Source organism: Colwellia sp. MB3u-55, assembly GCF_014076785.1.
Taxonomy (GTDB): Bacteria; Pseudomonadota; Gammaproteobacteria; order Enterobacterales; family Alteromonadaceae; genus Colwellia_A.
Map to the genome: position 1 here is coordinate 1 of NZ_JACGUS010000116.1, position 22,952 is coordinate 22,952.

Below are 22,952 nucleotides of genomic sequence, written 5' to 3' on the forward strand. Positions count from 1 at the left end.
ATTTTGTGCTTTGAAAAAATGATTTAATGACCTTTCTAATTTTTTACATTCTTGTTTTTTCACCTCCTTTTTTACGTCCTTTATGTTTTCATAATCTGACATTTTAAAACCCCTTAACTTTTTGTATCATTTTTAATTTCTTTAACTCTATTTCCCACTTTTCAACCATTTTGAAATAAACTGTATTTTCTTCATATTTGGCTTGATCTTGTTGGCTCAAAATACTTTCTAAAATCTCTATTCTATCCGTCATTTTTTACCGCCTTTTTTTTGATTGTAAAAGGGAAATTTTCATTGTCATTAGTATCACTCACAACTTGATTATCTTCTTTGTTGTTTTTTGTTTCTGCTTTAATATCTCTACCATTTTCTTTATAAGAAACACGTAACCCTTTGATGTTTTTTGACCAATCACCTTTTGCGAAAAGGTAAGGGTTTGCTAAATAGACACCTTGTCCAATTCTTTGGAAAATATCTTTTTTTACTAATTGTGTTAAGTAATTACCAATTGAACCAATATTTTTAATTTCTAACTTTGCACATATTCGTTCTTTCATTAATTTATTAACTGTTATTTCACCTTCGTAGTTCATATAGTTTAAAAGCTCAAAGAGAAGGTCTCCTGAGTTCTTTTTGAGGCGATAAAGTAGTTCAATGTCTGATATGTATAGTTTTACGAAAGGTGGTTCAATTTGACGACCTGAGAAGACCTTTACGTCTTCTGTGACGTTTGATTCTCCATTTTTATCTATTGATTCTTTTGTTGTTCTGCTTGTTAGTTTTTGTTTTCTTAAATGTTGATCACCATTGTATTCTTTTCTTGTTGTCATATAGTTACCTTTGAAGTTTGTTGTTAATTTCAAAGTATAGTCATTTTAATTAATGTCAATAGCTCACTAAAAATAATTATTTTTATCTTAAAAACATGAGCTTACCTTTAACTGATACAGTGATAATAGTTAATGTATTTTAATGATTAACTATTTAATATTATTCTTTATCACGCTTTCAGTGATAATTTATAACTCAGCAGGTGATAAGTTATCACTGACACAGTTATATTTTCTTTTATCAACTAAATCGAAAATCATTGGAATTTTAAGGAATTATTAAGATTTACTTAAATTGTTTTCCCTTTAGTTTTTTAAGCGGATAAATTATTGAAAAATATGAAAGGAAGTATTCAAAGATTTTTAAGATCTCAAAATTTATAGAATACTTATATTTTTAAGATCTCTTTATTTCAAAAATCAAAGATTTTTTATGTTATCGCTTCGCTCTACTGTTTGAATTTTTAATGGTGCTTTTTTACTGCTTAACCAATCTATAATTTTTTTATTCCAACCGTTTTGTAAATTATTACTGAAATTTATGACTTGTGAGTATTTCAAATTTTTGAACATTTTAAAATGTGGTTCGTCTCTTTCATACCAATTTATAGCAATAATATATTGATTATTTTCAACTAATAAGTGAATAGTTGTTACGGTTATATCTTCATTAATAATTAGGTTATTGATCGTATAATCTTCCATGATTACTTTTCCCTGAAATCGTTTGATTCACAGTAATTCGCTTTGCTGGGAATTGATAACCACAATTGATGATAGCGCTGCGCACCCGATCTTTTGATTCACGTACCGAGGTTTCTGGTAAACCAACAATATTCAATGCTGGATTATTCCCGTTAAGATTATGTTATGCTACTTAATGAAATAACAATAATCTAAAGAAAGCAACTTTATGGCTACAGCATATTCATACATTAGGTTCTCTAGTGATAAACAAGTCAAAGGCGACTCTTTAAGGCGTCAAGAGAAGCTAATTGCTGACTGGGTCAATAACAATCCTGAGATACCACTATCTTCAACTAGCTACAAGGATCTAGGCATCTCAGGCTATACAGGAAAGCATCTTGACCATGGTTTAGGTAAATTACTTGCAGCTATTAAAAGTGGTTTTATTAGCGCTGGGGACATTATCCTTCTTGAGAGTATCGACCGCGCAGGTAGGCTACCTATAGAAGACATGCTAACTATTTTATTGAGTATTGTTAAAGATGGCATAACGATCATTACCCTTGAAGATGGTGTTGAATATAACAAGAAGAGCATAGCTAATAGTGCTATTTTTATATTGGCAGGTAAGACCCAAGCAGCCCATGCTTACAGTAAACAGCTTTCAAATAGGTTGTTAAAAGCGAGAGCAGAAACACGGAACAATGTAATAGCTGGTAAGTTAAAAAAGATAAGCGTTCATTGCCCTTGGTGGATTAAGTGGGATGATGTTTCAAATGATTGGGTAGCGCTTGAAGATAAAGTTAAGATCGTTCAGCTAATATTTGATCTATATATCAAAGGTGATGGGATAAACAAGATAACTACGTATCTCAACCAACACTACCCTGAAGGTCATTCCACTGCTAAAAGTAACTCTATGGGCAGTTCAGCGAAGCAGAAATTAAATAAAGGTTGGTACAGTTCTGCCGTTAATAGATGCCTTTTTGATAGGCGAGCTATTGGAGAAGTTACTAGTAAAGACGAACAACTCCCTAATTACTATCCAAAAGTTATCAGTATATCAACCTATCAAACTGCTAAAGAAGTTAACTCAGGAAAGGTTTCTATAGCTAGTAGGAGCAATGATAAAGTTAAACCACCATTACATATGTTTCATGACCTTGTTTACTGTACTTGTGGCGAGCTTTGTACGCATCAAAATAAAGGAAGTGGTGTATTCATGTTTACGTGTAAAAAACGTGTGCGTGGACTCTGTAGTGCCTCTTCTAGCCTGAATACGCAACTTATTGATACGCATATCAGACCATTTATTCACGCAATAGAGTTAGACCAACTAGTAAAGAAAACAGCATATTTAAGCAATGAATCAAAGGTTGATGATGAAATTAAGCTAGTTCCTTTAGATAATGTTCTTAGTGAGAAAAAACAAGAATATAGACGTTCCCTTAAAGCCTTTACCTCTGGTCTGGTTATGGAAGAAGATGAAGATGAAGAGCTTGAAAGAATATCAAAGTTAAATTCTGAAATAAGGGATATAGAAGCGCAGCAGAAAGAAACGGTACAGGAGCAGTTTCTTGAACAGGATTTTGATATAAATGACCTCTTGAATACAAAGATATCAGGATTTACCTGTAATCTATTTTTGAAAGTGCAATCTTATCAAATTACCCTGCATGCTAATGGAATTTTTACACTACAGGGTAGCTATACTTTTAATGACGAAAGTATTGAATTGCTACGGATAAAGAAAAAAGGTAAGTCATTAAAAGGAAGTACATCTACAACAATATTCGAAACTAATCCTTATTCCAGTGGTGGTTTATATAACCCTTGTCTTGCTTCTGGTGAAGGTCGTATATTTATTAATGTTGATAACGAAGGAAAGCAATCATTTCATGGTGACTATTTAGTAAATGAGGCAGGCAAGCTAAAAACCTATAGATCGGCATTTACGAAAGAAATCATTTCACCTAGACGTATAGAAGGTTTTACTTATATTGATGGAATTGGTTACAGTAGTTCAGCGCTTCTCCAAAAAGATAAATCAAAGTGAAAATAATACTCACAATATTTTTAGTCTTTATATCACTATCAGTTAACGCTACACCTAACTTTAGTAAAGCTAAAAAGCTCATGTATTCGAAGGTCTTTGATAATAGCGGCACAACTCTTTACTGTGGCTGTACATGGAGCAAGAAAAAGGTAGATTTAAGTAGTTGTGGTTTAGATGGATACTTTCCTAAAAAGCACCGTAAACGTGCCAATAGGACAGAAGTAGAACATATAATCCCTTCATCTTGGTTGCTCAAAGTTAATAATAAAGTAAGACAATGTGTAATTGATTCTAAGCAACATAAATCATCCGCTAGAAAGTATTGCCAGAAGCATGATAAAGGCTTCAAAAAGGCTCATAATGATCTTGTAAATCTTTTCCCTACCGTTGGGCAGATAAATGCAGAACGTTCAAATAAGCCCTTTGTAGACACCTTGAAATCACTAAAGAATTCGTATGGTAAGTGTTCTGCTGAAAGTGGTTCTAAAAGCTTTGTGCCACCTAGCAATAAAAAAGGAGATATAGCTAGAGTTGCATTTTATATGAGTAAAACTTATGGAGTTGTATATTCTAAACGCCAGCAGTTACTATTTGAAAAGTGGGCAAAATTTGATCCTATTTCTGAAGAAGAGCGTGACCATAATAATAAGATTATTGAAGTACAAAAATTTGGTCTTAAACAATAGTATCCTCATATTTCAAAGGTATTTTAACTGTTTAGTTTCTACAGATAAATTCCAGTCATTCAGCAAAGCACTTAATTCTTCTAATTCATCAGGGGTTATTGTGTCATTGATGTTCTTGTCAGAAAGAAACTCCAAACGTTCTGTATCAACATTACTCATAGCCAAAACATTCCATTGTTTATTGATATGAAAAGTATTGTTGATGGATTTGAAATTGTCAAAGTCGGATATTTATTATTCTAATTTTTCAGATTTTTTTATAATTCCAGCATACCACCTTCTCTGTATATATTTTGAGCACCTAAAATTTGAAATTTATATTTGTCAGTGAAGGATGCTAGTGGGGGTCGGAATACCCCTATACCCCAGTATTAATAATTGAATGTTTATTTGTTCCAATGCTACTTCAGGGATGTATTACATATTACGAGTGATCACTTTTGCCACTTTGCGGAAGTTAGCAACAGTAAAGCATTGGAGTATTTTGTTTGTCGCTTTGTGAGCTTAAGAAGACATTACAAAATCACATACGTCGATTAACGCAGCTTTATGAGCCGCATAAAAACTGCTACTGCGTTTGTGGCATTCCCACTATCATGGCGATCAAAAAAGCATCAACCAAACTGGAAGATGCTTCTTGATGATTATCGACAACATTGGCTTACATGGGTTTATGTAGGCATACCGTCGTCGAAATTATATGTAGAATATGAAACGAACTTTTTAAGCTTATTTCTTAAATCGACGTGCTGCTAACCCCATCAAGCCTAATGCGAAAATTAAAACTGTTGACGGCGCAGGAACTTCTACCACCCGGACCAAAGCGATACCTGCTTCACTACTTACATAGCTTACATTAGCATAATAATCGCTGGCAATCTGTGCCTCATCCTCGTTGTTCCGACAACCATCCCGACAATATACATAATCACTACTTATATACACTGCTTTATAATACCCGTCGTCATCTAAATCGCTTCCGTAAAAAGAACTTATTCTACTACAAGTAAAACCACCGGCACCGCTACGTTCGCGGCATCGGCTATTCGTGGTGGTGCCAAATAACTCGATAAATTTGTCCATAGAAGAATCGTCCGTGCGTGCACTAAATGTCCCTCTAGTGTATATATGTCCATCCTCCTGTACCGAACTGCCCCATCCGAAATCCGAAAATAAACCTGCCATCTGGGAATTGCTAGCTAGCATCCATCCTTCACTCGCATACGTACCTAGTGCGCTACTAATAGACTCACCAATCGTTACATCCCATTGGAGCCACTCTGTCCCATTATTTGTTATAATATTGGTATCGGTATTGAGTGAATAATTGTTATGTGAAATAAGCCCTGCTTCTGCTAAACCACTAACTAACAGGAATGTACTAACTATAGTGGTTTTTAATATTCTAAATTTCATTTGATCTTTCCATATTACATAAATTGCGATGCCCCATAGCAGGACAACTTATTCCAGAGGTAAGGACTTCAAATTAGGAAAAACTTTACACGGCAAGTGCTTAGGATTAGAAAATGGGAAGAGACTACTGTCTATTAACGACATAGAAAGCACGATCCATGCCGGAACTTAATTGTTCTTATAATACAATTACCTAAATAATTTCATGTTTATTTAATTTGAAAAGATGTAAATAAACCTGACGATCCGCTTACTGCTAACTAGAGTCGTTCGTTTATTGGTTCGGCTATGACGGCTCTTGGCTAGCACTTGACCTAAAGAACAACCAGTAGCTAACGTCAGGAATGCGCACACAGAAGTCGTTAGCATTGATATGAATTTAGAAGCTCAAATTAAACGTTCATAATCGACATCATTCATGATTTACCAAAGGCAGATATTTATTTTTCAAAATTTGCAATTGTCGGTGAGACTCGTGGGTGGGTCACTTTAATAGGTGCTACCCCCTGTATGAATAATTGAATTTTACTTCTTGTTTAAGTATCTGTACAAGGTAGCAATACCGACACTAGAAGCCTTAGCTGCTTTCTCCTTACTCATTCCTTTTGCTATGTAACCCTCAGCCTCTTTACATTTTAAAACCGTCTTAGGATCAACCTTACGACCTTTAAACTTACCTTGTTCTTTAGCTAAGGTGATTCCAGCAGCTTGACGCTCTAACATAATATCCCTTTCCATTGTAGCAACGCTTGCCATAATGGTTAGTACCATCTTGCCAGTAGCGCTCGTAGAGTCGATCTGTAGGTTCTTAATTAGTACAGCTACACCTTTGCTTTCAAGTTCATCGAATAGCTCAAGAATTGCTTGTGTGTTCCTACCTAGGCGACTTAACTCACGAACAATGATTTTATCGCCAGCAGTTACAGTCTCAATCAATTCTTTAAACTTAGGTCGATCAGTAACATTCTTGCCACTGGCTTTCTCTTCAACAACTTCAGCGTTTGGGTAAGCACTAAGAAGGTCAGCAGTTTGGTGTTCTAAATTTTGTTCTTTAGTACTTACTCTTGAGTAGATGTAATCAGTCATATAAATATCTTTCATTGCCTATCTTAATTGAGCCTAATGATAATCCTATCTTTTGAGTTTGTAAAGTAACTTATGATAGTGCTTGATGTCTTTATCAATTCACCGTGGGTAAACGATAGGTATTCAAACTTCGTGTACAAGCCTTAAAAGGCTACTTTTATATTTGGATAGATAAGGAATAGTGGCCTAGTCAATAAGAATGTATGATATAGTCATTTTACTAAGTCGTTAAGTAAGATACTGATTTTACAAGGAAGTAGCATATGATAAACATATTGAAAATATTATTGGTAACTATGATAGTAATGATAGGTTGGACTGTTCTAACGGATAAATATAATTCTTTTAAAAACAAACCGACTTATTCGAAAAATAACTACGATGGAACATACAATATTGATTACGGTAATATCAAGTGTGGGCGCCTTGGATATCAATTTAAAAAGAAATACGAATATGCTTTTGATGATATGCAAGATGCGGGGCCAATTAGAAAATCGAACTGTAAAAATGTTGATGGCTTTTACCAAGGATACATTTACCCGTCCAATCACGTTTGGAATCTTATCCCGTGGCAAGAATTAAAGGGAGGTAAAGTTGATAAACTACCCCGAAGCGAGATGTAAAGGGAGGTAAATTGATAAACTATTCCGTGATTAATTATTTTTAAAAGCATTGGATCAAATATGAGTTACAACGGCTAAAGCTACTTTGCTCGTTTATACAAAATTATTTGGGTTGAGTTAATTGATAAGAGTATGATTGGCAAGGACAAAGGTTGGCAATTATTAAGAACCTATATAATGAAAAATTATAGCTTTATACTATGACTCTAATGAATAAAATCAATAGGATGCCAACTACAAGGCTTCATAGTGAGTATTTAAGCCATGAAAACTGATGTTCACCACGTGTTGGCAATAAGTACGAGTTAGTCACACAGGGCGACACAGGCAGTGTAAGCGACACATGCCAGCACAGCACAACTATAATCAAACTATACAGTTTTATATTTATTCATTTTAAATTGGTTTTAATTCCGTATTGGTAAATAACCCCCTACTTTTGATTGTAAGAGTTAATACTGTATCAATTACCCCTTATAAATTTTTTCTATCAATCTAATTGCTGTTGGCATTGATTTGTTATACTTCGTATCCTTTTCTTTGAATGCGTAACCACTGAAAACTTCAATATGTTTTATGTCTTCCATTTTAGTTATGATCTTCTTTAAGCCTTGTTTAGTTACTAGTACACCTGAAGAGCCAATGATACTTGAATCTATGCTGAGAACTTCAGCTGAGTCAAGTTGTAGTAGCTTCATGTATAGGGGCAATATAGCTTCCAATGTTGTATTATGTGTTTTTGGGTATGCCTTTTTAAATGCCGTGACATATTCTTGTGCTTTAGGCAGTAGCTCTAATATTGTCAATATCGGCTCAATGGATTTCAGTGAGATTTGTTTATCCTTGTTAAACTTATTAAGCCCTTTTCCTGTTGTCTTATGAACAATCCATTCATGACTATTATCAACTATCAAATTTCCACCTGTATACGACATTATTAACTATACATAATAGGGGTCACTATATCCTTTGTGGATTTATATTTGAACCATCATATTCAACTATCGCTACGCTACCGTCTCTATGATGGTCTTTAAAATTCAATTTGAAGTGTTTTTTGAATCCACACCAAACACAGGTGATTTGTCTATGCCGTTTTATCTGGCTAGCTGGCGAACAAACTATGCTCAATGACCAGACTTATATTCTTTGCAACATTATACTTTATGGATGTGGGTAGCTCGTGGGTACTTTTAGAAATACTACCCCTTATTTACTTTCCAATAAGTGGTCAAGGTATATGAACGTTTAGCTTGCCATACAATCTAAGGTAAAAGTCCAGCAATATTAAATACCGGTAGTCCATTGGCTAAATGCACTTCGACAGTGACAAGGGGAGATTCAAGCCCAACCCGGGCTCTGCTATAAATACAAGCTAAGCTCATAAAAATCCATTTAATTAGCATCCTGTAAGTTAAGTTTAGTCAGGATTTATCTAAAGTGCTAACGCATCATATAACTAAATTATTTATTTCAATTAAAAAACGATAGTAAAAAAACTTGCACTTAATATTAGAGCTATGGTACTAATTTAAATAGGAAGTGCAATAGCCAACAAATTTAAAAGTTTTTCATTTTGTTTTTATAAAGAATCAAGGTAATTGAATAAACATGCAAAAATTTAGTTCAGTGATTATTAACATTCTCGTCGTGGTGATTATTAAATCATCGCGAGGTTGTTTGTTGAGCTAAGAAAAACTAAAGCAAAAAACAAACCCTCGCTCCGAAAGGAACGGGGGTTTTTTTATAGATAAAGATGAAAGTAATGATAGTTAGTTTTAATATCAATATTTTATATCAATAAATCATACCAACTCAGCGCAAAGGAGAAAGCTCAAACTAACGGTTATGCAAAATGTATTCAGTTGGGTGGGTTAAAAAAAAGATGACAAGTGAAAATAAACAAACAGGCGGTTCATTACTTTTTGACGTACTTCAGCAGCACGGTGTTGAGCATGTTTTTGGTTATCCTGGTGGCGCTATAATGCCAATTTATGATGCACTTACCGACAGTGACATCCAACACTTCTTGTGTCGTCATGAGCAAGGTGCGGCATTTTCAGCAGTAGGCTATGCAAGAGCAGCCGGTAAAGTAGGGGTTTGTTTTGCGACTTCTGGACCGGGGGCAACTAATTTAATTACTGGTCTTGCTGACGCCCTTGCCGATTCAATTCCTATTGTTGCCATCACTGGACAAGTTGCTACCTCGGTGATGGGCTCTGATGCTTTTCAGGAAATCGATATTTTTGGTTTATCACTCGCCTGTACTAAGCATTCTTTTCAGGTAACAGATATTAACGATCTGGAAAAAGTTTTACATCAAGCCTTTGCTATAGCATTGGAAGGGAGACAAGGTCCTGTTCTTGTCGATATCCCAAAAGACATTCAAATTGCGCATGTGGTTAGCCAAGGCAGTGTGGTTTCAACCTTGAAAAATAAAGTTAATTTACCACCGGCTAATGTTGGTTCTGCAATCGCTATGCTTTGTCATGCAAAACAGCCTGTTTTGTATGTGGGTGGCGGTGTAGGTATGGCGAATGCGGTCGATGAATTACGCGATTTTATTGATATTACCCATATACCGAGTGTTTCAACACTAAAAGGTTTAGGTTCTATTTCGCCTGATAATGAAAATTATCTTGGCATGTTAGGCATGCACGGCACTAAAGCGGCAAACTTAGCGGTACAAGAAAGTGATTTGTTGGTGGTTGTTGGTGCACGTTTTGATGACCGAGTTACTGGGAAATTAACTGAGTTTGCGCCTCATGCGAAAGTTATTCATTTTGATATAGATACAGCCGAAATTAATAAACGCCGAGCCGCTGATTCAGCGATCTTAGGTGATTTGAAAACTAATCTACCTGCCTTATCGATTCCTTTAGAAATCAAAAGTTGGCAACAAAAATGTCAGCAAATGAAAGCTGATTTTGCTTGGGATTATAATCATCCTGGCAGCACTATTTTTGCACCAGCGGTACTTAAAGAGTTGAGCGATAAAATGCCGCTAAACAGCTGTGTTACCACTGATGTTGGTCAACATCAAATGTGGGCGGCACAGCATATGTCATTTGATCACCCTAGTAACTTTTTAACCAGTGCTGGCATGGGCACCATGGGCTTTGGCTTACCGGCAGCGATCGGTGCACAAGTTAGTCGACCAACAGATTGTATTATTACTGTTTCAGGTGATGGCTCTATCATGATGAATGTGCAAGAACTCTCAACAATAAAGCGTTTTCAGTTACCGGTAAAAATTGTCCTTATTGATAATGCCAAATTAGGTATGGTCCGCCAATGGCAAGATTTATTTTTTGACGGACGTTTAAGTGAAACAGATCTTTCTGATAACCCTGATTTTGTAATGCTTGCAAATGCATTTGACATTAAAGCTAAACAGATAAGCTCTAAGGCAGAGGTTTCTGAGGCGATTGAAGAGATGTTAGCGCATAACGGGCCTTATCTTTTACAAGTTAAAATAGATGCCGCAGATAATGTTTGGCCACTAGTTCCACCCAATACAGCCAATGATAAAATGATGGAGAGTACTTAAGATGAATCATTATCAATTACGTATAAAGGCTGATGATAAGCAAGTGGTGTTAGAGCGTATTTTACAAGTCGCCCGCTACCGGGGCTTCCTAATTGAAGGTATTAAGGCACGAGTTAATACCGGTACAAATATCGGTACTATAGAATTAATGGTGCGAAGTGAACGACCTATTTCACTTTTAGTTGATCAAATTAATAAACTGATTGATATCAAAGACGTCAAGGTAGACAAAAATACCACGCAGTAATGTCGCTCATAACCAGTTATAATAATTGCGCAACAAGCACCCATAAAAATTCAGAGTTGGTTGGGTAAGTAAACTACAGCTAACTCGTTAAAAATATTATAAATTAGGAAGAAAAATGGCTAAAGTAAATGCAGAACTAATTTGGTTTAATGGTGAACTCATGCCTTGGAAAAATGCTACCGTGCATGTAATGAGTCACGCTTTGCATTATGGTTCCTCGGTATTCGAAGGTATCCGTGCTTATGATACTCATAAAGGTACGTGTATTTTTCGCTTAGAAGAACATATTAAACGTTTATTTGATTCAGCAAAAATCTATCGAATGAATATCCCTTTTACCCAAGAAGAAATTGTTCAAGCCTGTAAAGATGCCGTTGCTGAAAATGGTTTAGCTTCTGCTTACTTACGTCCGTTGGCTTTTTTGGGTGATATCGGTATGGGTTTACGTCCACCTATTGATGCAAAAGCTGATGTAATGATTGCTGCATTTAGTTGGGAAGCTTACCTAGGTGCTGATGCTATTGAGAATGGTGTAGAAGTTGGAGTGTCAAGTTGGAATCGATTAGCACCTAACACTATGCCAACAGCAGCAAAAGCCGGCGGTAATTACCTTTCATCACAACTGATTTCAGCTGAAGCTGCTCGTCATGGTTATGCTGAAGGTGTCGCACTTGATATCAATAATATGGTCAGTGAAGGAGCCGGTCAAAACTTATTTTTGATCCGCAAAGGTATTCTTTATACCCCTCCTGGAACGGCTTCTATTTTACAAGGTTTAACCCGTGATACTGTCTTTTTCCTTGCAGAAAAATTGGGCTATGAAGTACGTGAAGAGCCAATTTCTCGTGAGTCATTGTACTTAGTTGATGAGTTCTTTATGTGTGGCACAGCAACGGAAGTTGTACCGGTAAAATCAGTGGACGGAATGCTCGTCGGTAATGGTACCCGTGGACCGATCACTAAAGCTATTCAAGAAGCATTTTTTGGTATTTTCAACGGAACGACTACTGTTCCAGATAATTGGTTAGACCCCGTTAAATAGCGGTAATAAAAGCAACTCGTTGTCATTATCACTTTATCGGTATCGGCAATACTCGCTTATTGCGACAAGCTCGGTACGTCCTCTTTGTTAAAGTGGCAAATGTTGAAGAGTTGCTATCACCGTAAATTATAAATAAAACCGATAAGGTTTTATTTTAAGAGCTTCTTGGAACAGTGGCTTTCAAAATAAAATTTTTCACAATATTAATTCACATTATTAATTGGAATGTAAATATCATGCCTAAATTAAGATCTGCAACTTCTACTCAAGGCCGTAATATGGCTGGGGCTCGTGCTTTATGGCGCGCAACAGGAATGACGGATAATGATTTTGGCAAACCAATTATTGCGGTTGTTAACTCTTTTACTCAGTTTGTACCCGGTCACGTACATTTAAAAGATATGGGGCAGCTGGTTGCTGGCGCTATTGAAAAAGCGGGTGGTGTCGCTAAAGAATTTAATACTATTGCGGTTGATGATGGTATTGCCATGGGACACAGCGGTATGCTTTACAGCTTACCTTCACGTGATTTAATTGCCGACTCGGTTGAATATATGGTTAATGCGCATTGTGCCGATGCTATGGTCTGTATTTCAAACTGTGACAAAATCACGCCGGGCATGTTAATGGCGGCTATGCGCTTAAATATTCCAGTGATTTTTGTTTCCGGTGGCCCAATGGAAGCCGGTAAAACTAAGCTTTCTAACCAAATTATCAAACTTGACCTTGTTGATGCGATGATCCAAGGTGCTGACCCAAAAATCTCTGACGCGCAAAGTGACCAAGTTGAACGTTCGGCTTGTCCTACTTGTGGTTCCTGTTCGGGTATGTTTACCGCTAATTCAATGAACTGTTTAGCAGAAGCGTTAGGTTTAGCACAACCGGGTAACGGTTCAATGCTTGCAACCCATGCTGACCGTGAACAACTGTTTTTAAACGCGGGTAAAGAAATAGTTAAATTAACTAAGCGCTACTATCAAGAAAATGACGAGTCGGCGTTGCCACGCAATATTGCTAACAAAGCGGCGTTCGAAAATGCCACTTGTTTAGATATTGCTATGGGTGGTTCAACAAATACCGTGTTGCATTTAATCGCCGCTGCGCAAGAAGCTGATATTGATTTCACCATGAAAGATATGGATCGCTTATCAAGAATTGTCCCGCAGTTATGTAAAGTTGCTCCTTCTACACCTAAATACCATATGGAAGATGTACATCGCGCTGGTGGTGTTATTGCAATTTTAGGTGAATTGGCTCGCGCTAATTTATTAACCATGGACATCAAAAACGTACTGGGTTTAACACTTGATGAAATGCTAGAAAAATACGATATAACGTTAACTAAAGACCAAAGCGTGATCGACTTTTTCCGAGCAGGCCCTGCAGGTATTCGCACCACTAAAGCTTTTAGTCAAAATTGTCGTTGGGATACTGTTGATGATGATCGTGAAAACGGTTGTATACGTTCACTTGAACACGCGTATTCATTAGAGGGTGGCTTAGCGGTATTAGCCGGTAATATTGCCCCTGATGGTTGTGTTGTTAAAACGGCGGGTGTATCAGATGATAATTTAGTCTTTACCGGCCCAGCTCATGTTTTTGAAAGCCAAGATGATGCGGTTTCAGGTATTTTAGCGGGCAAGGTTGTTGCTGGCGAAGTGGTTGTTATTCGTTACGAAGGCCCTAAAGGAGGCCCCGGTATGCAAGAAATGCTTTACCCAACTACGTACTTAAAATCTATGGGGTTAGGTAAAGAATGTGCTTTATTAACCGATGGTCGTTTCTCTGGTGGCACTTCTGGTTTATCTATTGGCCATGTTTCTCCTGAAGCCGGCAGTGGCGGTATGATTGCCTTAGTTGAGCAAGGTGACATTATTCATATCGATATCCCTAATCGCGATATTACATTAAACGTCAGCGAAGCAGTTTTAGCTGAGCGTCGCGTTAACATGGAAGCAAAAGGCAAGGATGCTTGGAAACCGCTTAATCGTGTACGCCCAATTAGCTATGCGTTGAAAAATTACGCGATGTTAGCAACAAGTGCTGACAAAGGTGCTGTACGTAACCGTGATTTACTTGACGGTTTAGTTGAGGCGTAAGGTGAATTTCTTGATGACCTTTTGGAAAAAATATAATGACTGAAGCTGAACAGCAAGCTTTAGTGCTTGCGAAAGAAACTCAAGAACAAGGGCTCGACTATTTACGAAGAATTTTATTGGCACCCGTTTATGATGTTGCTATAGAAAGTGAATTAACACCATTAACTAAGTTGTCATCACGTTTAGGTAATCAAATTTTCCTTAAACGTGAAGACCAACAACCGGTTCATTCTTTTAAGATACGTGGTGCTTATAATAAGCTTGTTAATTTAACTGAAGAGCAGTGTATTCATGGGGTGATTGCCGCTTCTGCCGGTAATCATGCTCAGGGCTTGGCACTTGCAGCAAATAAGCTTGGTATTAAAGCCACGATTGTTATGCCAATAACAACACCTGATATAAAAGTTGATAATGTACGTCGTTTTGGCGCAGAAGTGCGTTTAGTCGGTAAAAGTTTCAATGAAGCACAAGTTGCTTCATTAGATTTTGCCCGTGATGAAAATAAAACAATAGTTCCTCCTTTTGATGATATCGATATTATCGCTGGACAAGGCACGGTTGCCAAAGAACTTTTACAGCAGCACCCAAAAATGGACGTTGTTTTTGTTCCTGTCGGTGGCGGCGGTTTACTAGCAGGTATGTCGGTTTATTTAAAGCAACTACGACCCAATATAAAAGTCATCGGTGTTGAAGCAGAAGACTCTGCTTGCTTGAAAGCCGCGATGGAAGCCGGCAAACCGGTCGACTTAGAACAAGTGGGACTGTTTGCTGACGGGGTTGCCGTAAAAAGGATTGGTGAAAACACCTTCAATGTCATTAAACATTATTGTGATGACGTGATCACGGTAACAACCGATGAAATTTGTACTTCTATCAAAGACATCTTTGAACAGACGCGTGTTATTTCAGAACCGGCTGGTGCATTGTCATTGGCGGGTTTACAGAAGTATTGTAAAACCAGCGCTGGAGATGAAGCATTAGTTGCTATCCTTTCTGGTGCTAATATGAATTTTCATACGTTACGATATATTTCAGAACGCTGTGAATTAGGTGAGCAAAAAGAAGCGGTGCTTGCAGTAAAAATTCCAGAAAAGAAAGGTAGTTTTAGAACATTCTGTCATGCCTTAGATGGACGAGTGATCACTGAATTTAATTACCGTTATGCAAAAAAAGCCAATGGCAGCCATAAAAGTGCTAATATTTTTGTGGGTGTTAGAACCAGTGGTGAGGATGATCGAAATCACTTACTGTCACAGTTAACTAAAAAAGATTATCGAGCAACAGATTTTACTGATAACGAATTAGCTAAGCTTCATGTCCGTTATATGATCGGTGGCCAAAATTCTTCACCGACGCCAGAGCGTATTTTTCGTTTTCAGTTTCCTGAATATCCAGGTGCATTGGAAAAGTTCTTAGATACTTTAGGTGAGCATTGGAATATAACTTTATTTCATTACCGTAATCATGGTGCGGCTTTTGGTCAAGTATTAGCTGGCTTTGAAGTGAAAAATGATGATCAGCTTGCCTTTTTCAATCATCTAAAAGATTTAGGTTATGAGTGGCAAGAAGAAACCGAAAATAAAGCCTACCAAGCATTTTTAAATTAAATCGAGAAATTATTTAAATAACCTTTACTGATCATAGACTAAAGCCACTTTAATTGAAGTGGCTTCTTATATTTTATACTTTTCAATTACAGAAAAATTAGTTTATTCTATATCCATAAAAACTATATGGACATTTCATGATGCAAGTAAGCCAAGAAGATGAATCAGTAATCCCCCCCCCTAAGTTAAAACCCTTAGATAAACATAAACGTGTTGATGCCTTAGATATTTTACGTGGCCTAGCTCTCGTTGGTATTTTATTGATGAATATTGAATGGTTTAACCGTGCAATTATTTCTTTAGGTAGCCACGATACAACATTAACCGGTATTGACCATGCGGTTGGTTGGTTAATTCGTTGTTTTGTTGAAGGTAAATTTTATAAATTATTTGCCCTTATCTTTGGAATGGGCTTTGCTGTTATGTTGTTACGTGCCAAAGATGCCGGTCGACCCTTTGGTGCTTGGTTTGTTCGTCGTATGTTGGTATTGCTGCTCATCGGTATAGCCCATATGATTTTTTTATGGGGCGGTGATATTTTACACCAGTACGCTATCGCGGGTCTAATTCTATTAGCTTGGGTTACCTATAAAAAAACAGAAGACCCAAAAGCTTATTTAAAATTAGCCTTAATGTGGCTAATGATCCCTCTTTTTCTGGTGAGTTTTTTGGGTTCTATATTGGGCATGGTTTTTAACGAGTCTAAGTATCAAGAAATATGGCAAAACGAACTTGATATATATACAGCAGTTGAACAGCAATTACTGATAAATACTGATGTTATATTAGAAAAGAACGATGCTATTGATAGTGAAGAGTCTAGTGCTGAAGAAGCTATACTTACCGATGAAGAACTGAGAGAAATCACTATTGCTGAAACTATTGAACAACGTAAAGCATTACAGGCGGATATTGCTGAAGAAGATAGTGCCTTTATGCAAAATAGTTATTGGCAAGCTACAGAATACCGGCTTGGCTTTCTGGGATTTATGTTGATGTTTACGCCTATTATGTCGTTGGTCGTTTTAATACCAATATTTATCTTAGGTTTTTGGCTAGTGGTGACAGAAAAAATAACCAAACACCAAGAGCATCATAAATTTTTTAGTCTCTTGGCTAAAGTCGGTTTATGTGTTGGTATTCCATTAAATGTTGCTAGCATCTTAATTATTCAACACCCTGCCACAGCTATTTCAGTTGTACTGCAAGGTGTTGGGCAAACACTTTTTTATATCGGCCAATATTTACTATCAGCAGGATATTTAGGTCTTGTTGTTTGTGCCTTGAATAAACAAATATGGAAAAAATTCTTTGCTGCATTTTCACCCATGGGGCAAATGGCATTAACCAATTATCTAATGCATTCAGTTATTTTAACGAGTATCTTTTATGGTTATGCGGGAGGGCAATACGGTGAGATATCAAGAGCACCACAAATGCTTATTGTTATAGCCATTATAGTGACTCAAATAATATTATCTAAATGGTGGTTAAACCGCTACCGCTTTGGTCCCATGGAATGGTTATGGCGTAGCCTAACCTATAAACAAATGCAGCCAATGAAGTTGTAACCTGCGGTAAATTGAAGTGAGTTTACCTTTAAAAGTTAACAAGCAGCCATTGGCTGCTTGTTACCTAAAGAAGATAGATTAACTTTTTTATTATTGACTTTAATGAACGATAATTCTCTTTGTTTAGCCGAAGTAGACAAGCAAAGAAGAGCCACCGGGTAATATAAGTTTACTTAGTAAAACTCTCAGGTATAGTAATTTATAATTAAGTTTTACTAATTCGAGTGAGTTTTATATGACCAAAAAAAGATTGCTCGTTGTTGAGGACAGTAAGTCTACTGCGTTAGTCATTGAAAAGATTGCTGTTTCCTTAGGGTATTCCGTGACCATCGCTCACACCTTTGCTCATGTTAAAGTGTTGCTTGCCCAAGAACATAGTTTTTTCTTAGCGACGCTTGATTATGGTTTACCTGATGCGCCTAATGGTGAAGTTGTTCCCTATATTGTTCAGCACAATATTCCCAGTATTATCATGACGGGCCGAATTGATGACGCTACGCATAAGAAATTACTTAACCAACCCATTATTGATTACATTACAAAAACGAATGCTCAGGCTTATCATTACTTACTTCGAATCCTTCATGGCCAACTGCATAACCCAAAAATTGGTGTTTTAGTCGTTGATGACTCTTTAGCCTCAAGAAATCATGTTTGTCAGCTACTTAAACGAAGAAACTTCACAGTTTATGATGTTGAAGATGGTACCAAAGCCATTAAAAAGCTTGAGGAGCAACCAGATATAAAAATTGTGATCCTTGAGCAAGATTTAACCGGGGTGAGTGGTTTAGAATTAGTGCATAAAATTAGAGCCAAAAACCCGATTAATGAGTTAATCATTATAGCGGTAGCGAGTTTAGAAAAGAGTTTTCAATCAGCACGATTCATTAAAAATGGTGCCGATGATTTTCTACGAAAACCTTTTTGTCCCGAAGAATTCTATTGTCGCGTTATGCTAAATATTGAGAAGCTACAATATATTGAGAAACTAAAAGATATCAATTAAATTAAGTTTATCCTTAAAATAAAAAAGCAGCCGGTGGCTGCTTTTTTATGGGTAACCAATGACAATAAACATTTATGTCAAATAACCTTAACAACATTTCTATATTCAACAATATTCTTAAATATTCACCTTTATATTATTGCAGGAATAACCAAGAATAAGTCTGCTGTCGACGGCATTTTAATACTTAATCTAAAAAGGAAAAGCAAATGACGCTTGGTGAACAGTTAAAAAACTTAGAAATGAAAAAGCATTAAGTCAGCCTGATTTAGCTGATTTAACGGGAATAGAGCAATCTTATTTATCAAAGTTAGAAAAATGATAAGTCAATGCCATCAAATGATATTTTTAGAAGGTTATTAGCCGCTTATGAGTTATCTTTAGCTGATTTTATAGCTGCATTCGACAGACATTACGCTGAGACTCAGCTCAAGCAAATACCTGATATAGAGCATTGGTTAAGGCAGCAACAGCAATCACAAATGTTAAATCAAAGGTGTTATCTTTATATATGCAGTGCACTGATTGTCCTTGCGCTTACTTTATTCTATGTCGGGCAAAGTAAAATATTGTTTCCAGAGGTACAGTTTGGATATTATTCTCAAGGCGTTGTTTTAGTGGGAGAGCCAAAAGATATATTTGATTATTGTGAGAAGATGATCCCGCGAGAAAATGTAAAAAACCAGCTTTACTATAAAAAGAAGATGGAGATGACACAACGTAAGGATGAAAATTCATATTGTCTGAGAAATTCTTAGGGAAAAACTACGTCGTAACATTACCAAAAGGGCTTCGGCTTTATCGTGCTGATAGTGAAAAAATGATTGCTCAGCCAATAAATGCATGGCTACGAATAGCGGGTGTATTCTTGTTTTTCATGGGAATTATGGGCTTTATTTTAGAGCGACGTGTCTATAAAATAGTCACTTAGTCTACTCTTCGAAGCGATAAGTTAGTTGTACCGATAATAACTTATCGCTATTTATGGCTTTATTCAGCTAACTTAGCTTCGATTTCAGTGAGCTTATTTTCTAACTCAGCCAGTTTTTGACGCGTTTTTAATAATACTTGTGTTTGTACATCAAACTCTTCACGAGAAACTACGTCAAGCTGTGTTAATTTTCGTTGTAACACCACTTTGGTTTTTTCTTCAATATCTGCAGCTATATCTTTGAATTTAAGTGGAATTGCATCGGAAACTTGTTTGGCGATTTCTTCAATCTTTTTAGCGTTAAACATAATAATTATCCTTAGTTCATCAATGAGCTCATTGTAATGTATTTAATGGTTTTGCCAATGGCTAATTTATTAACTCTAAGATATTTAACAATGTAGAGTTTGACCTGTGCGCGGGTATATACGATATAGAGCAAACAAGGTAAAATCATCGCCCTGAAAATCTAATTATCTGAAAAACTGAACACTATGAAACTTAACCCCGGACAAAATGAAGCGGTAAAATATGTTACTGGCCCCTGCTTAGTCTTAGCCGGCGCGGGTAGTGGTAAAACAGGGGTTATCTGTAAGAAAATTGCTTATCTTATTGAAAAATGTGATTACAAAGCCCGTAATATTGCGGCAGTAACCTTTACCAATAAAGCCGCACGAGAAATGAAAGAACGTGTGATTAAGATGATGGACAAAAGTTTAACGCGAGGTCTCACTGTTTCGACTTTTCACTCGCTGGGTCTTGATATTATTCGTAAAGAAATTAAAACCTTAGGTTATAAACCCGGTTTTACCTTATTTGACGACCAAGACACGTTATCTTTATTAAAAGAATTAACACATGATGAGCTTGATGGTGATAAAGATTTACTGAGTAAATTACAGAGCATGATTTCCAATTGGAAAAATGACTTAATGTTACCTGACTCCGCGATAAAAATGGCTGGTGATGCAGACACCACGATGTTTGCTGAATTCTACCAGCTCTATCAAAAACATATGAAGGCTTATAACGCGCTTGATTTCGATGACTTAATCTTAATCCCTACCTTGTTATTAAAAAACTTTCCTGACGTTAAAACACGCTGGCAGAAAAAAATTCAATACTTACTGGTTGATGAATATCAAGATACCAATGCCAGCCAATATGAGTTAGTAAAATTAATTGCGGGTGAACGGGCCTTGTTAACGGTTGTTGGCGATGACGATCAATCTATATATTCATGGCGTGGTGCAAAACCGCAAAATCTTGTTTTACTCGGAGAAGATTTTCCGCAACTTAAGTTGATTAAGTTAGAACAAAATTACCGCTCAAGTGGTCGTATTCTTAAGTGTGCCAATACATTAATCGCGAACAATCCTCATGTTTACGACAAAGCGTTGTTTAGTGAGTTGGCTTACGGCGTTGAACTGCGCGTTATTCAAGCGAAAAATGAAGAGCATGAAATTGAGCGAGTGGTCGGTGAATTAATTGGTCATAAGTTCTTAAATAAAAGTAAATTTAAAAATTATGCGATCTTGTATCGTGGTAATCATCAATCACGCTTATTAGAAAAAGCATTAATGCTTAACCGTATTCCTTATAAGATCAGCGGCGGGACTTCATTCTTCTCACGCAGCGAAATTAAAGACATGATGGCATTTTTACGTGTTTTGGTGAACCCTGATGATGACAATGCATTTCTAAGAATAGTTAATGTACCACGCAGAGAGATTGGACCCACGACACTAGAAAAACTGGGTAATTACGCCAATATGCGGCAAATAAGTATGTTCGCCGCTAGTTTTGAGTTGGGGCTTGAACAGCATTTAACCGGTCGTGGTTTAGTGCATGTGCAAAGGTTTACTCGTTGGTTAGTTGAAACTGGCGATCACGCGGAGCGAGGTGATACACCTGCCGTGCTTAGAGCGATGATCCGTGAAATAAATTATGAAGATTGGCTGTACGACACTTCGCCTAGCCCAAAAGCGGCAGAAATGCGCATGAAAAACGTTACGCAACTTTTTAGTTGGGTAACTAATATGCTTGAAGGGGATGAAGAAGAAGAGCCTATGTTATTGCCAGCCATTGTAACCCGCTTAACCTTGCGCGATATGATGGAACGTGGCGAAGATGAAGACGATGCTGACCAAGTACAATTAATGACACTACACGCTTCTAAGGGGCTAGAATTTCCTTATGTCTTCTTGATTGGCATGGAAGAAGGTTTATTGCCACACCAAACAAGTATGGACGAAGGTAATGTTGAAGAAGAGCGTCGATTGGCTTATGTGGGAATTACCCGTGCACAACGTGAATTGATTTTTACTTATGCCAAAGAGCGCCGACAATATGGTGAAGTTTCTCGCACTGAAGCGAGTCGATTTTTACACGAATTACCGCAAGACGATTTAAGTTGGGAGCTAACAGAAACTAAAAAAAGCCAAGAGCACAAAGACAAAACCACTAAAATGGGTGTGGCGAATTTGCGTGATATGCTCAAGAATAAAAATAAATAAGTACTTTTTTATGTTTTGGCTAAAGATAACTAAAACAAAAAATTTCAATTAAGCCCGCCATTAATGATAATAAAATAACGCCTCTTTGCTTCAATGAGGCGTTATTTTTTATTAACAATTAGCCATGAAAATTAAAATAATCTTACAAAGTTAAACAAATGAAATACAAAAACTGAACAGTTTAATGTTTTGTATTTCATTATAATTAATCTACACAAAGTTTGACCTCTTACTTAATAAAAGCTGATAAGTCTTTTATTGGTCTCACTTTTAATGAAAAATTAATTATATGGATATCGCAGTTGATGAGTTTAAAGAAAGTGCTGTTGAGTTGTTTTATTTGTATTTCCGTCAGTTCATGTGCGTTCGTTCCTTCTTCTTCACCTGACCAGCCTTACTATTATGATTGCGATATGGTGACAAAAAAACTAACCTTAAAATCCACTCAAATGGGGGAGCTAGGAGATTGTGACGATGGCGGTATAGCGGAATGTATCATTATGACGGGTATTTTGAGTACAGCAATCTTGATTGTTTCTGGCAGTGTCGTTTTGTTAGGTAATACTTTGCATTGGTCAGAATATAAGTTGAAATGTTAGACATACAATAAGGTCATCTAAAATTAAAACAGCTCAACAGATATAATTTATTGTTGTTGGTTTTCCTAGTCATTATTTTACGGGTTTGTAAAAATAACTTACGCGCTTTATGAAGGCTAGTAACGCATAAATTATAACGTCCACTTTAAGTTCATTGCTGCCTTTGGTATTTCACCTATTAACGCTAACTAATGCCACAAAAGAGACCTTTCCTAACACCCTAAATCAGCACCAAAAAGGTCTTCTCTGATACGAAACCGGACATAAGCCTTTGCTTATTTAACTGCGACCATTTCGACAATTAATCGTAAAAAGGATAGGTTATGTATGGATTATTTTTTGTCAAAAACTATAAAAATCATACCAGTAGTGATGAATAATCAGTTAAAGTGTCTGA

23 protein-coding genes and 2 pseudogenes are annotated in these 22,952 nt (G+C 36.6%); 15 read left to right on the forward strand and 10 right to left on the reverse strand.

Features of this window, described 5'->3' with window-relative positions; all coding sequences use genetic code 11:
- Positions 1–103: 103 nt before the first annotated feature.
- From H4J66_RS12000 to H4J66_RS12015, 4 genes are all read right to left on the reverse strand, one after another.
- Positions 104–253: a hypothetical protein gene (locus H4J66_RS12000; protein ID WP_182174952.1), complete on the reverse strand. Its 150-nt coding sequence runs from the start codon at positions 251–253 to the stop codon at positions 104–106.
- Positions 243–830, reverse strand: a complete 588-nt coding sequence (locus tag H4J66_RS12005) for a replication/maintenance protein RepL (protein ID WP_182174969.1) — start codon at positions 828–830, stop codon at positions 243–245. Before H4J66_RS12005 ends, H4J66_RS12000 begins: the two co-directional genes overlap by 11 nt.
- Before the next feature lie 420 nt (positions 831–1,250).
- A complete protein-coding gene (locus H4J66_RS12010) occupies positions 1,251–1,535 on the reverse strand; it encodes a hypothetical protein (protein WP_182174972.1) in 285 nt (94 codons plus the stop codon).
- Complete coding sequence (locus tag H4J66_RS12015; protein WP_409049363.1) at positions 1,513–1,671, reverse strand: magnesium chelatase domain-containing protein; 159 nt, start codon at positions 1,669–1,671, stop codon at positions 1,513–1,515. Before H4J66_RS12015 ends, H4J66_RS12010 begins: the two co-directional genes overlap by 23 nt.
- A 72-nt stretch (positions 1,672–1,743) precedes the next feature.
- Between H4J66_RS12015 and H4J66_RS12020 the strand changes: the two genes are divergently transcribed.
- Positions 1,744–3,573 (forward strand): recombinase family protein, encoded by a 1,830-nt coding sequence (locus tag H4J66_RS12020; protein ID WP_182174975.1) that lies wholly within the window; start codon positions 1,744–1,746, stop codon positions 3,571–3,573.
- Positions 3,570–4,259, forward strand: coding sequence for an endonuclease (locus tag H4J66_RS12025; RefSeq protein ID WP_182174978.1), 690 nt, complete (start codon positions 3,570–3,572; stop codon positions 4,257–4,259). Before H4J66_RS12020 ends, H4J66_RS12025 begins: the two co-directional genes overlap by 4 nt.
- Positions 4,260–4,271: 12 nt before the next feature.
- Here the strand turns inward: H4J66_RS12025 and H4J66_RS12030 are convergent, their stop codons facing one another.
- The 3 genes from H4J66_RS12030 to H4J66_RS12040 form a co-directional block, all read right to left on the reverse strand.
- On the reverse strand, positions 4,272–4,418 hold the full coding sequence (locus H4J66_RS12030) for a hypothetical protein (protein WP_182174980.1): 147 nt from the start codon (positions 4,416–4,418) through the stop codon (positions 4,272–4,274).
- A 570-nt stretch (positions 4,419–4,988) separates the two neighbouring features.
- A complete protein-coding gene (locus H4J66_RS12035; protein WP_182174982.1) occupies positions 4,989–5,675 on the reverse strand; it encodes a PEP-CTERM sorting domain-containing protein in 687 nt (228 codons plus the stop codon).
- Between the two features lie 525 nt (positions 5,676–6,200).
- Positions 6,201–6,776, reverse strand: coding sequence for a recombinase family protein (locus H4J66_RS12040; RefSeq protein WP_259369114.1), 576 nt, complete (start codon positions 6,774–6,776; stop codon positions 6,201–6,203).
- A gap of 248 nt (positions 6,777–7,024) precedes the next feature.
- Here H4J66_RS12040 and H4J66_RS12045 point away from each other — a divergent pair, with 248 nt between their 5' ends.
- On the forward strand, positions 7,025–7,387 hold the full coding sequence (locus H4J66_RS12045; protein ID WP_182174985.1) for a hypothetical protein: 363 nt from the start codon (positions 7,025–7,027) through the stop codon (positions 7,385–7,387).
- A 467-nt stretch (positions 7,388–7,854) separates the two neighbouring features.
- Here H4J66_RS12045 and H4J66_RS12050 read toward each other — a convergent pair whose 3' ends face one another.
- Entirely contained in the window at positions 7,855–8,301 is a 447-nt protein-coding gene (locus H4J66_RS12050; RefSeq protein WP_182174988.1) for a hypothetical protein, read from the reverse strand.
- 360 nt (positions 8,302–8,661) lie between these two features.
- A pseudogene (locus H4J66_RS12055) lies at positions 8,662–8,772 on the reverse strand (ATP-binding protein); the annotation flags it as partial.
- Between the two features lie 500 nt (positions 8,773–9,272).
- On the opposite strand from H4J66_RS12055, the gene ilvG reads away from it, so the two are divergent.
- The 10 genes and pseudogenes from ilvG (at position 9,273) to H4J66_RS12105 (ending at position 19,440) form a co-directional block, all read left to right on the forward strand.
- Positions 9,273–10,937, forward strand: a complete 1,665-nt coding sequence (ilvG, locus tag H4J66_RS12060; protein ID WP_182174991.1) for an acetolactate synthase 2 catalytic subunit — start codon at positions 9,273–9,275, stop codon at positions 10,935–10,937.
- Between the two features lies 1 nt (position 10,938).
- On the forward strand, positions 10,939–11,184 hold the full coding sequence (ilvM, locus tag H4J66_RS12065; protein ID WP_182174993.1) for an acetolactate synthase 2 small subunit: 246 nt from the start codon (positions 10,939–10,941) through the stop codon (positions 11,182–11,184).
- Positions 11,185–11,299: 115 nt separating this feature from the next.
- Positions 11,300–12,226, forward strand: a complete 927-nt coding sequence (locus tag H4J66_RS12070) for a branched-chain amino acid transaminase (RefSeq protein WP_182174996.1) — start codon at positions 11,300–11,302, stop codon at positions 12,224–12,226.
- A 236-nt stretch (positions 12,227–12,462) separates the two neighbouring features.
- Positions 12,463–14,325: a dihydroxy-acid dehydratase gene (gene ilvD, locus H4J66_RS12075; RefSeq protein WP_182174999.1), complete on the forward strand. Its 1,863-nt coding sequence runs from the start codon at positions 12,463–12,465 to the stop codon at positions 14,323–14,325.
- 35 nt (positions 14,326–14,360) lie between these two features.
- Complete coding sequence (ilvA, locus tag H4J66_RS12080) at positions 14,361–15,932, forward strand: threonine ammonia-lyase, biosynthetic (protein WP_182175002.1); 1,572 nt, start codon at positions 14,361–14,363, stop codon at positions 15,930–15,932.
- 137 nt (positions 15,933–16,069) lie between these two features.
- Positions 16,070–17,503 (forward strand): DUF418 domain-containing protein, encoded by a 1,434-nt coding sequence (locus H4J66_RS20400; RefSeq protein WP_259368509.1) that lies wholly within the window; start codon positions 16,070–16,072, stop codon positions 17,501–17,503.
- Positions 17,504–17,738: 235 nt separating this feature from the next.
- Positions 17,739–18,509 carry a response regulator gene (locus H4J66_RS12090; protein WP_182175004.1) on the forward strand — a complete coding sequence of 257 codons (771 nt, stop codon included), beginning with the start codon at positions 17,739–17,741 and terminating at the stop codon, positions 18,507–18,509.
- Between the two features lie 238 nt (positions 18,510–18,747).
- Positions 18,748–18,831: pseudogene (locus H4J66_RS20810) on the forward strand (XRE family transcriptional regulator); the annotation flags it as partial.
- A gap of 7 nt (positions 18,832–18,838) precedes the next feature.
- Positions 18,839–19,267 (forward strand): hypothetical protein, encoded by a 429-nt coding sequence (locus H4J66_RS12100; RefSeq protein WP_182175007.1) that lies wholly within the window; start codon positions 18,839–18,841, stop codon positions 19,265–19,267.
- Positions 19,249–19,440 carry a hypothetical protein gene (locus tag H4J66_RS12105; RefSeq protein WP_182175010.1) on the forward strand — a complete coding sequence of 64 codons (192 nt, stop codon included), beginning with the start codon at positions 19,249–19,251 and terminating at the stop codon, positions 19,438–19,440. Before H4J66_RS12100 ends, H4J66_RS12105 begins: the two co-directional genes overlap by 19 nt.
- Before the next feature lie 59 nt (positions 19,441–19,499).
- Here the strand turns inward: H4J66_RS12105 and ubiK are convergent, their stop codons facing one another.
- A complete protein-coding gene (gene ubiK, locus H4J66_RS12110; protein WP_182175012.1) occupies positions 19,500–19,748 on the reverse strand; it encodes a ubiquinone biosynthesis accessory factor UbiK in 249 nt (82 codons plus the stop codon).
- Positions 19,749–19,934: 186 nt separating this feature from the next.
- Between ubiK and rep the strand changes: the two genes are divergently transcribed.
- Together rep and H4J66_RS12120 are read left to right on the forward strand one after the other, a co-directional pair.
- A complete protein-coding gene (gene rep, locus H4J66_RS12115) occupies positions 19,935–21,956 on the forward strand; it encodes a DNA helicase Rep (RefSeq protein ID WP_182175015.1) in 2,022 nt (673 codons plus the stop codon).
- Between the two features lie 413 nt (positions 21,957–22,369).
- Complete coding sequence (locus H4J66_RS12120; RefSeq protein WP_157470951.1) at positions 22,370–22,555, forward strand: hypothetical protein; 186 nt, start codon at positions 22,370–22,372, stop codon at positions 22,553–22,555.
- Positions 22,556–22,952: the final 397 nt, after the last annotated feature.

Coding starts and splice junctions, on each gene's coding strand:
- H4J66_RS12000 (WP_182174952.1), bottom strand. CDS start 253: ATGACGGATAGAATAGAGATTTTAGAAAGTATTTTGAGCCAACAAGAT.
- H4J66_RS12100 (WP_182175007.1), top strand. CDS start 18,839: ATGCCATCAAATGATATTTTTAGAAGGTTATTAGCCGCTTATGAGTTA.
- ilvM (WP_182174993.1), top strand. CDS start 10,939: ATGAATCATTATCAATTACGTATAAAGGCTGATGATAAGCAAGTGGTG.
- H4J66_RS12045 (WP_182174985.1), top strand. CDS start 7,025: ATGATAAACATATTGAAAATATTATTGGTAACTATGATAGTAATGATA.
- H4J66_RS12035 (WP_182174982.1), bottom strand. CDS start 5,675: ATGAAATTTAGAATATTAAAAACCACTATAGTTAGTACATTCCTGTTA.
- rep (WP_182175015.1), top strand. CDS start 19,935: ATGAAACTTAACCCCGGACAAAATGAAGCGGTAAAATATGTTACTGGC.
- ilvA (WP_182175002.1), top strand. CDS start 14,361: ATGACTGAAGCTGAACAGCAAGCTTTAGTGCTTGCGAAAGAAACTCAA.
- H4J66_RS12070 (WP_182174996.1), top strand. CDS start 11,300: ATGGCTAAAGTAAATGCAGAACTAATTTGGTTTAATGGTGAACTCATG.
- H4J66_RS12010 (WP_182174972.1), bottom strand. CDS start 1,535: ATGGAAGATTATACGATCAATAACCTAATTATTAATGAAGATATAACC.
- H4J66_RS12030 (WP_182174980.1), bottom strand. CDS start 4,418: ATGAGTAATGTTGATACAGAACGTTTGGAGTTTCTTTCTGACAAGAAC.
- H4J66_RS20400 (WP_259368509.1), top strand. CDS start 16,070: ATGATGCAAGTAAGCCAAGAAGATGAATCAGTAATCCCCCCCCCTAAG.
- H4J66_RS12120 (WP_157470951.1), top strand. CDS start 22,370: ATGGTGACAAAAAAACTAACCTTAAAATCCACTCAAATGGGGGAGCTA.
- H4J66_RS12005 (WP_182174969.1), bottom strand. CDS start 830: ATGACAACAAGAAAAGAATACAATGGTGATCAACATTTAAGAAAACAA.
- H4J66_RS12090 (WP_182175004.1), top strand. CDS start 17,739: ATGACCAAAAAAAGATTGCTCGTTGTTGAGGACAGTAAGTCTACTGCG.
- ilvD (WP_182174999.1), top strand. CDS start 12,463: ATGCCTAAATTAAGATCTGCAACTTCTACTCAAGGCCGTAATATGGCT.
- ilvG (WP_182174991.1), top strand. CDS start 9,273: ATGACAAGTGAAAATAAACAAACAGGCGGTTCATTACTTTTTGACGTA.
- H4J66_RS12040 (WP_259369114.1), bottom strand. CDS start 6,776: ATGAAAGATATTTATATGACTGATTACATCTACTCAAGAGTAAGTACT.
- ubiK (WP_182175012.1), bottom strand. CDS start 19,748: ATGTTTAACGCTAAAAAGATTGAAGAAATCGCCAAACAAGTTTCCGAT.
- H4J66_RS12020 (WP_182174975.1), top strand. CDS start 1,744: ATGGCTACAGCATATTCATACATTAGGTTCTCTAGTGATAAACAAGTC.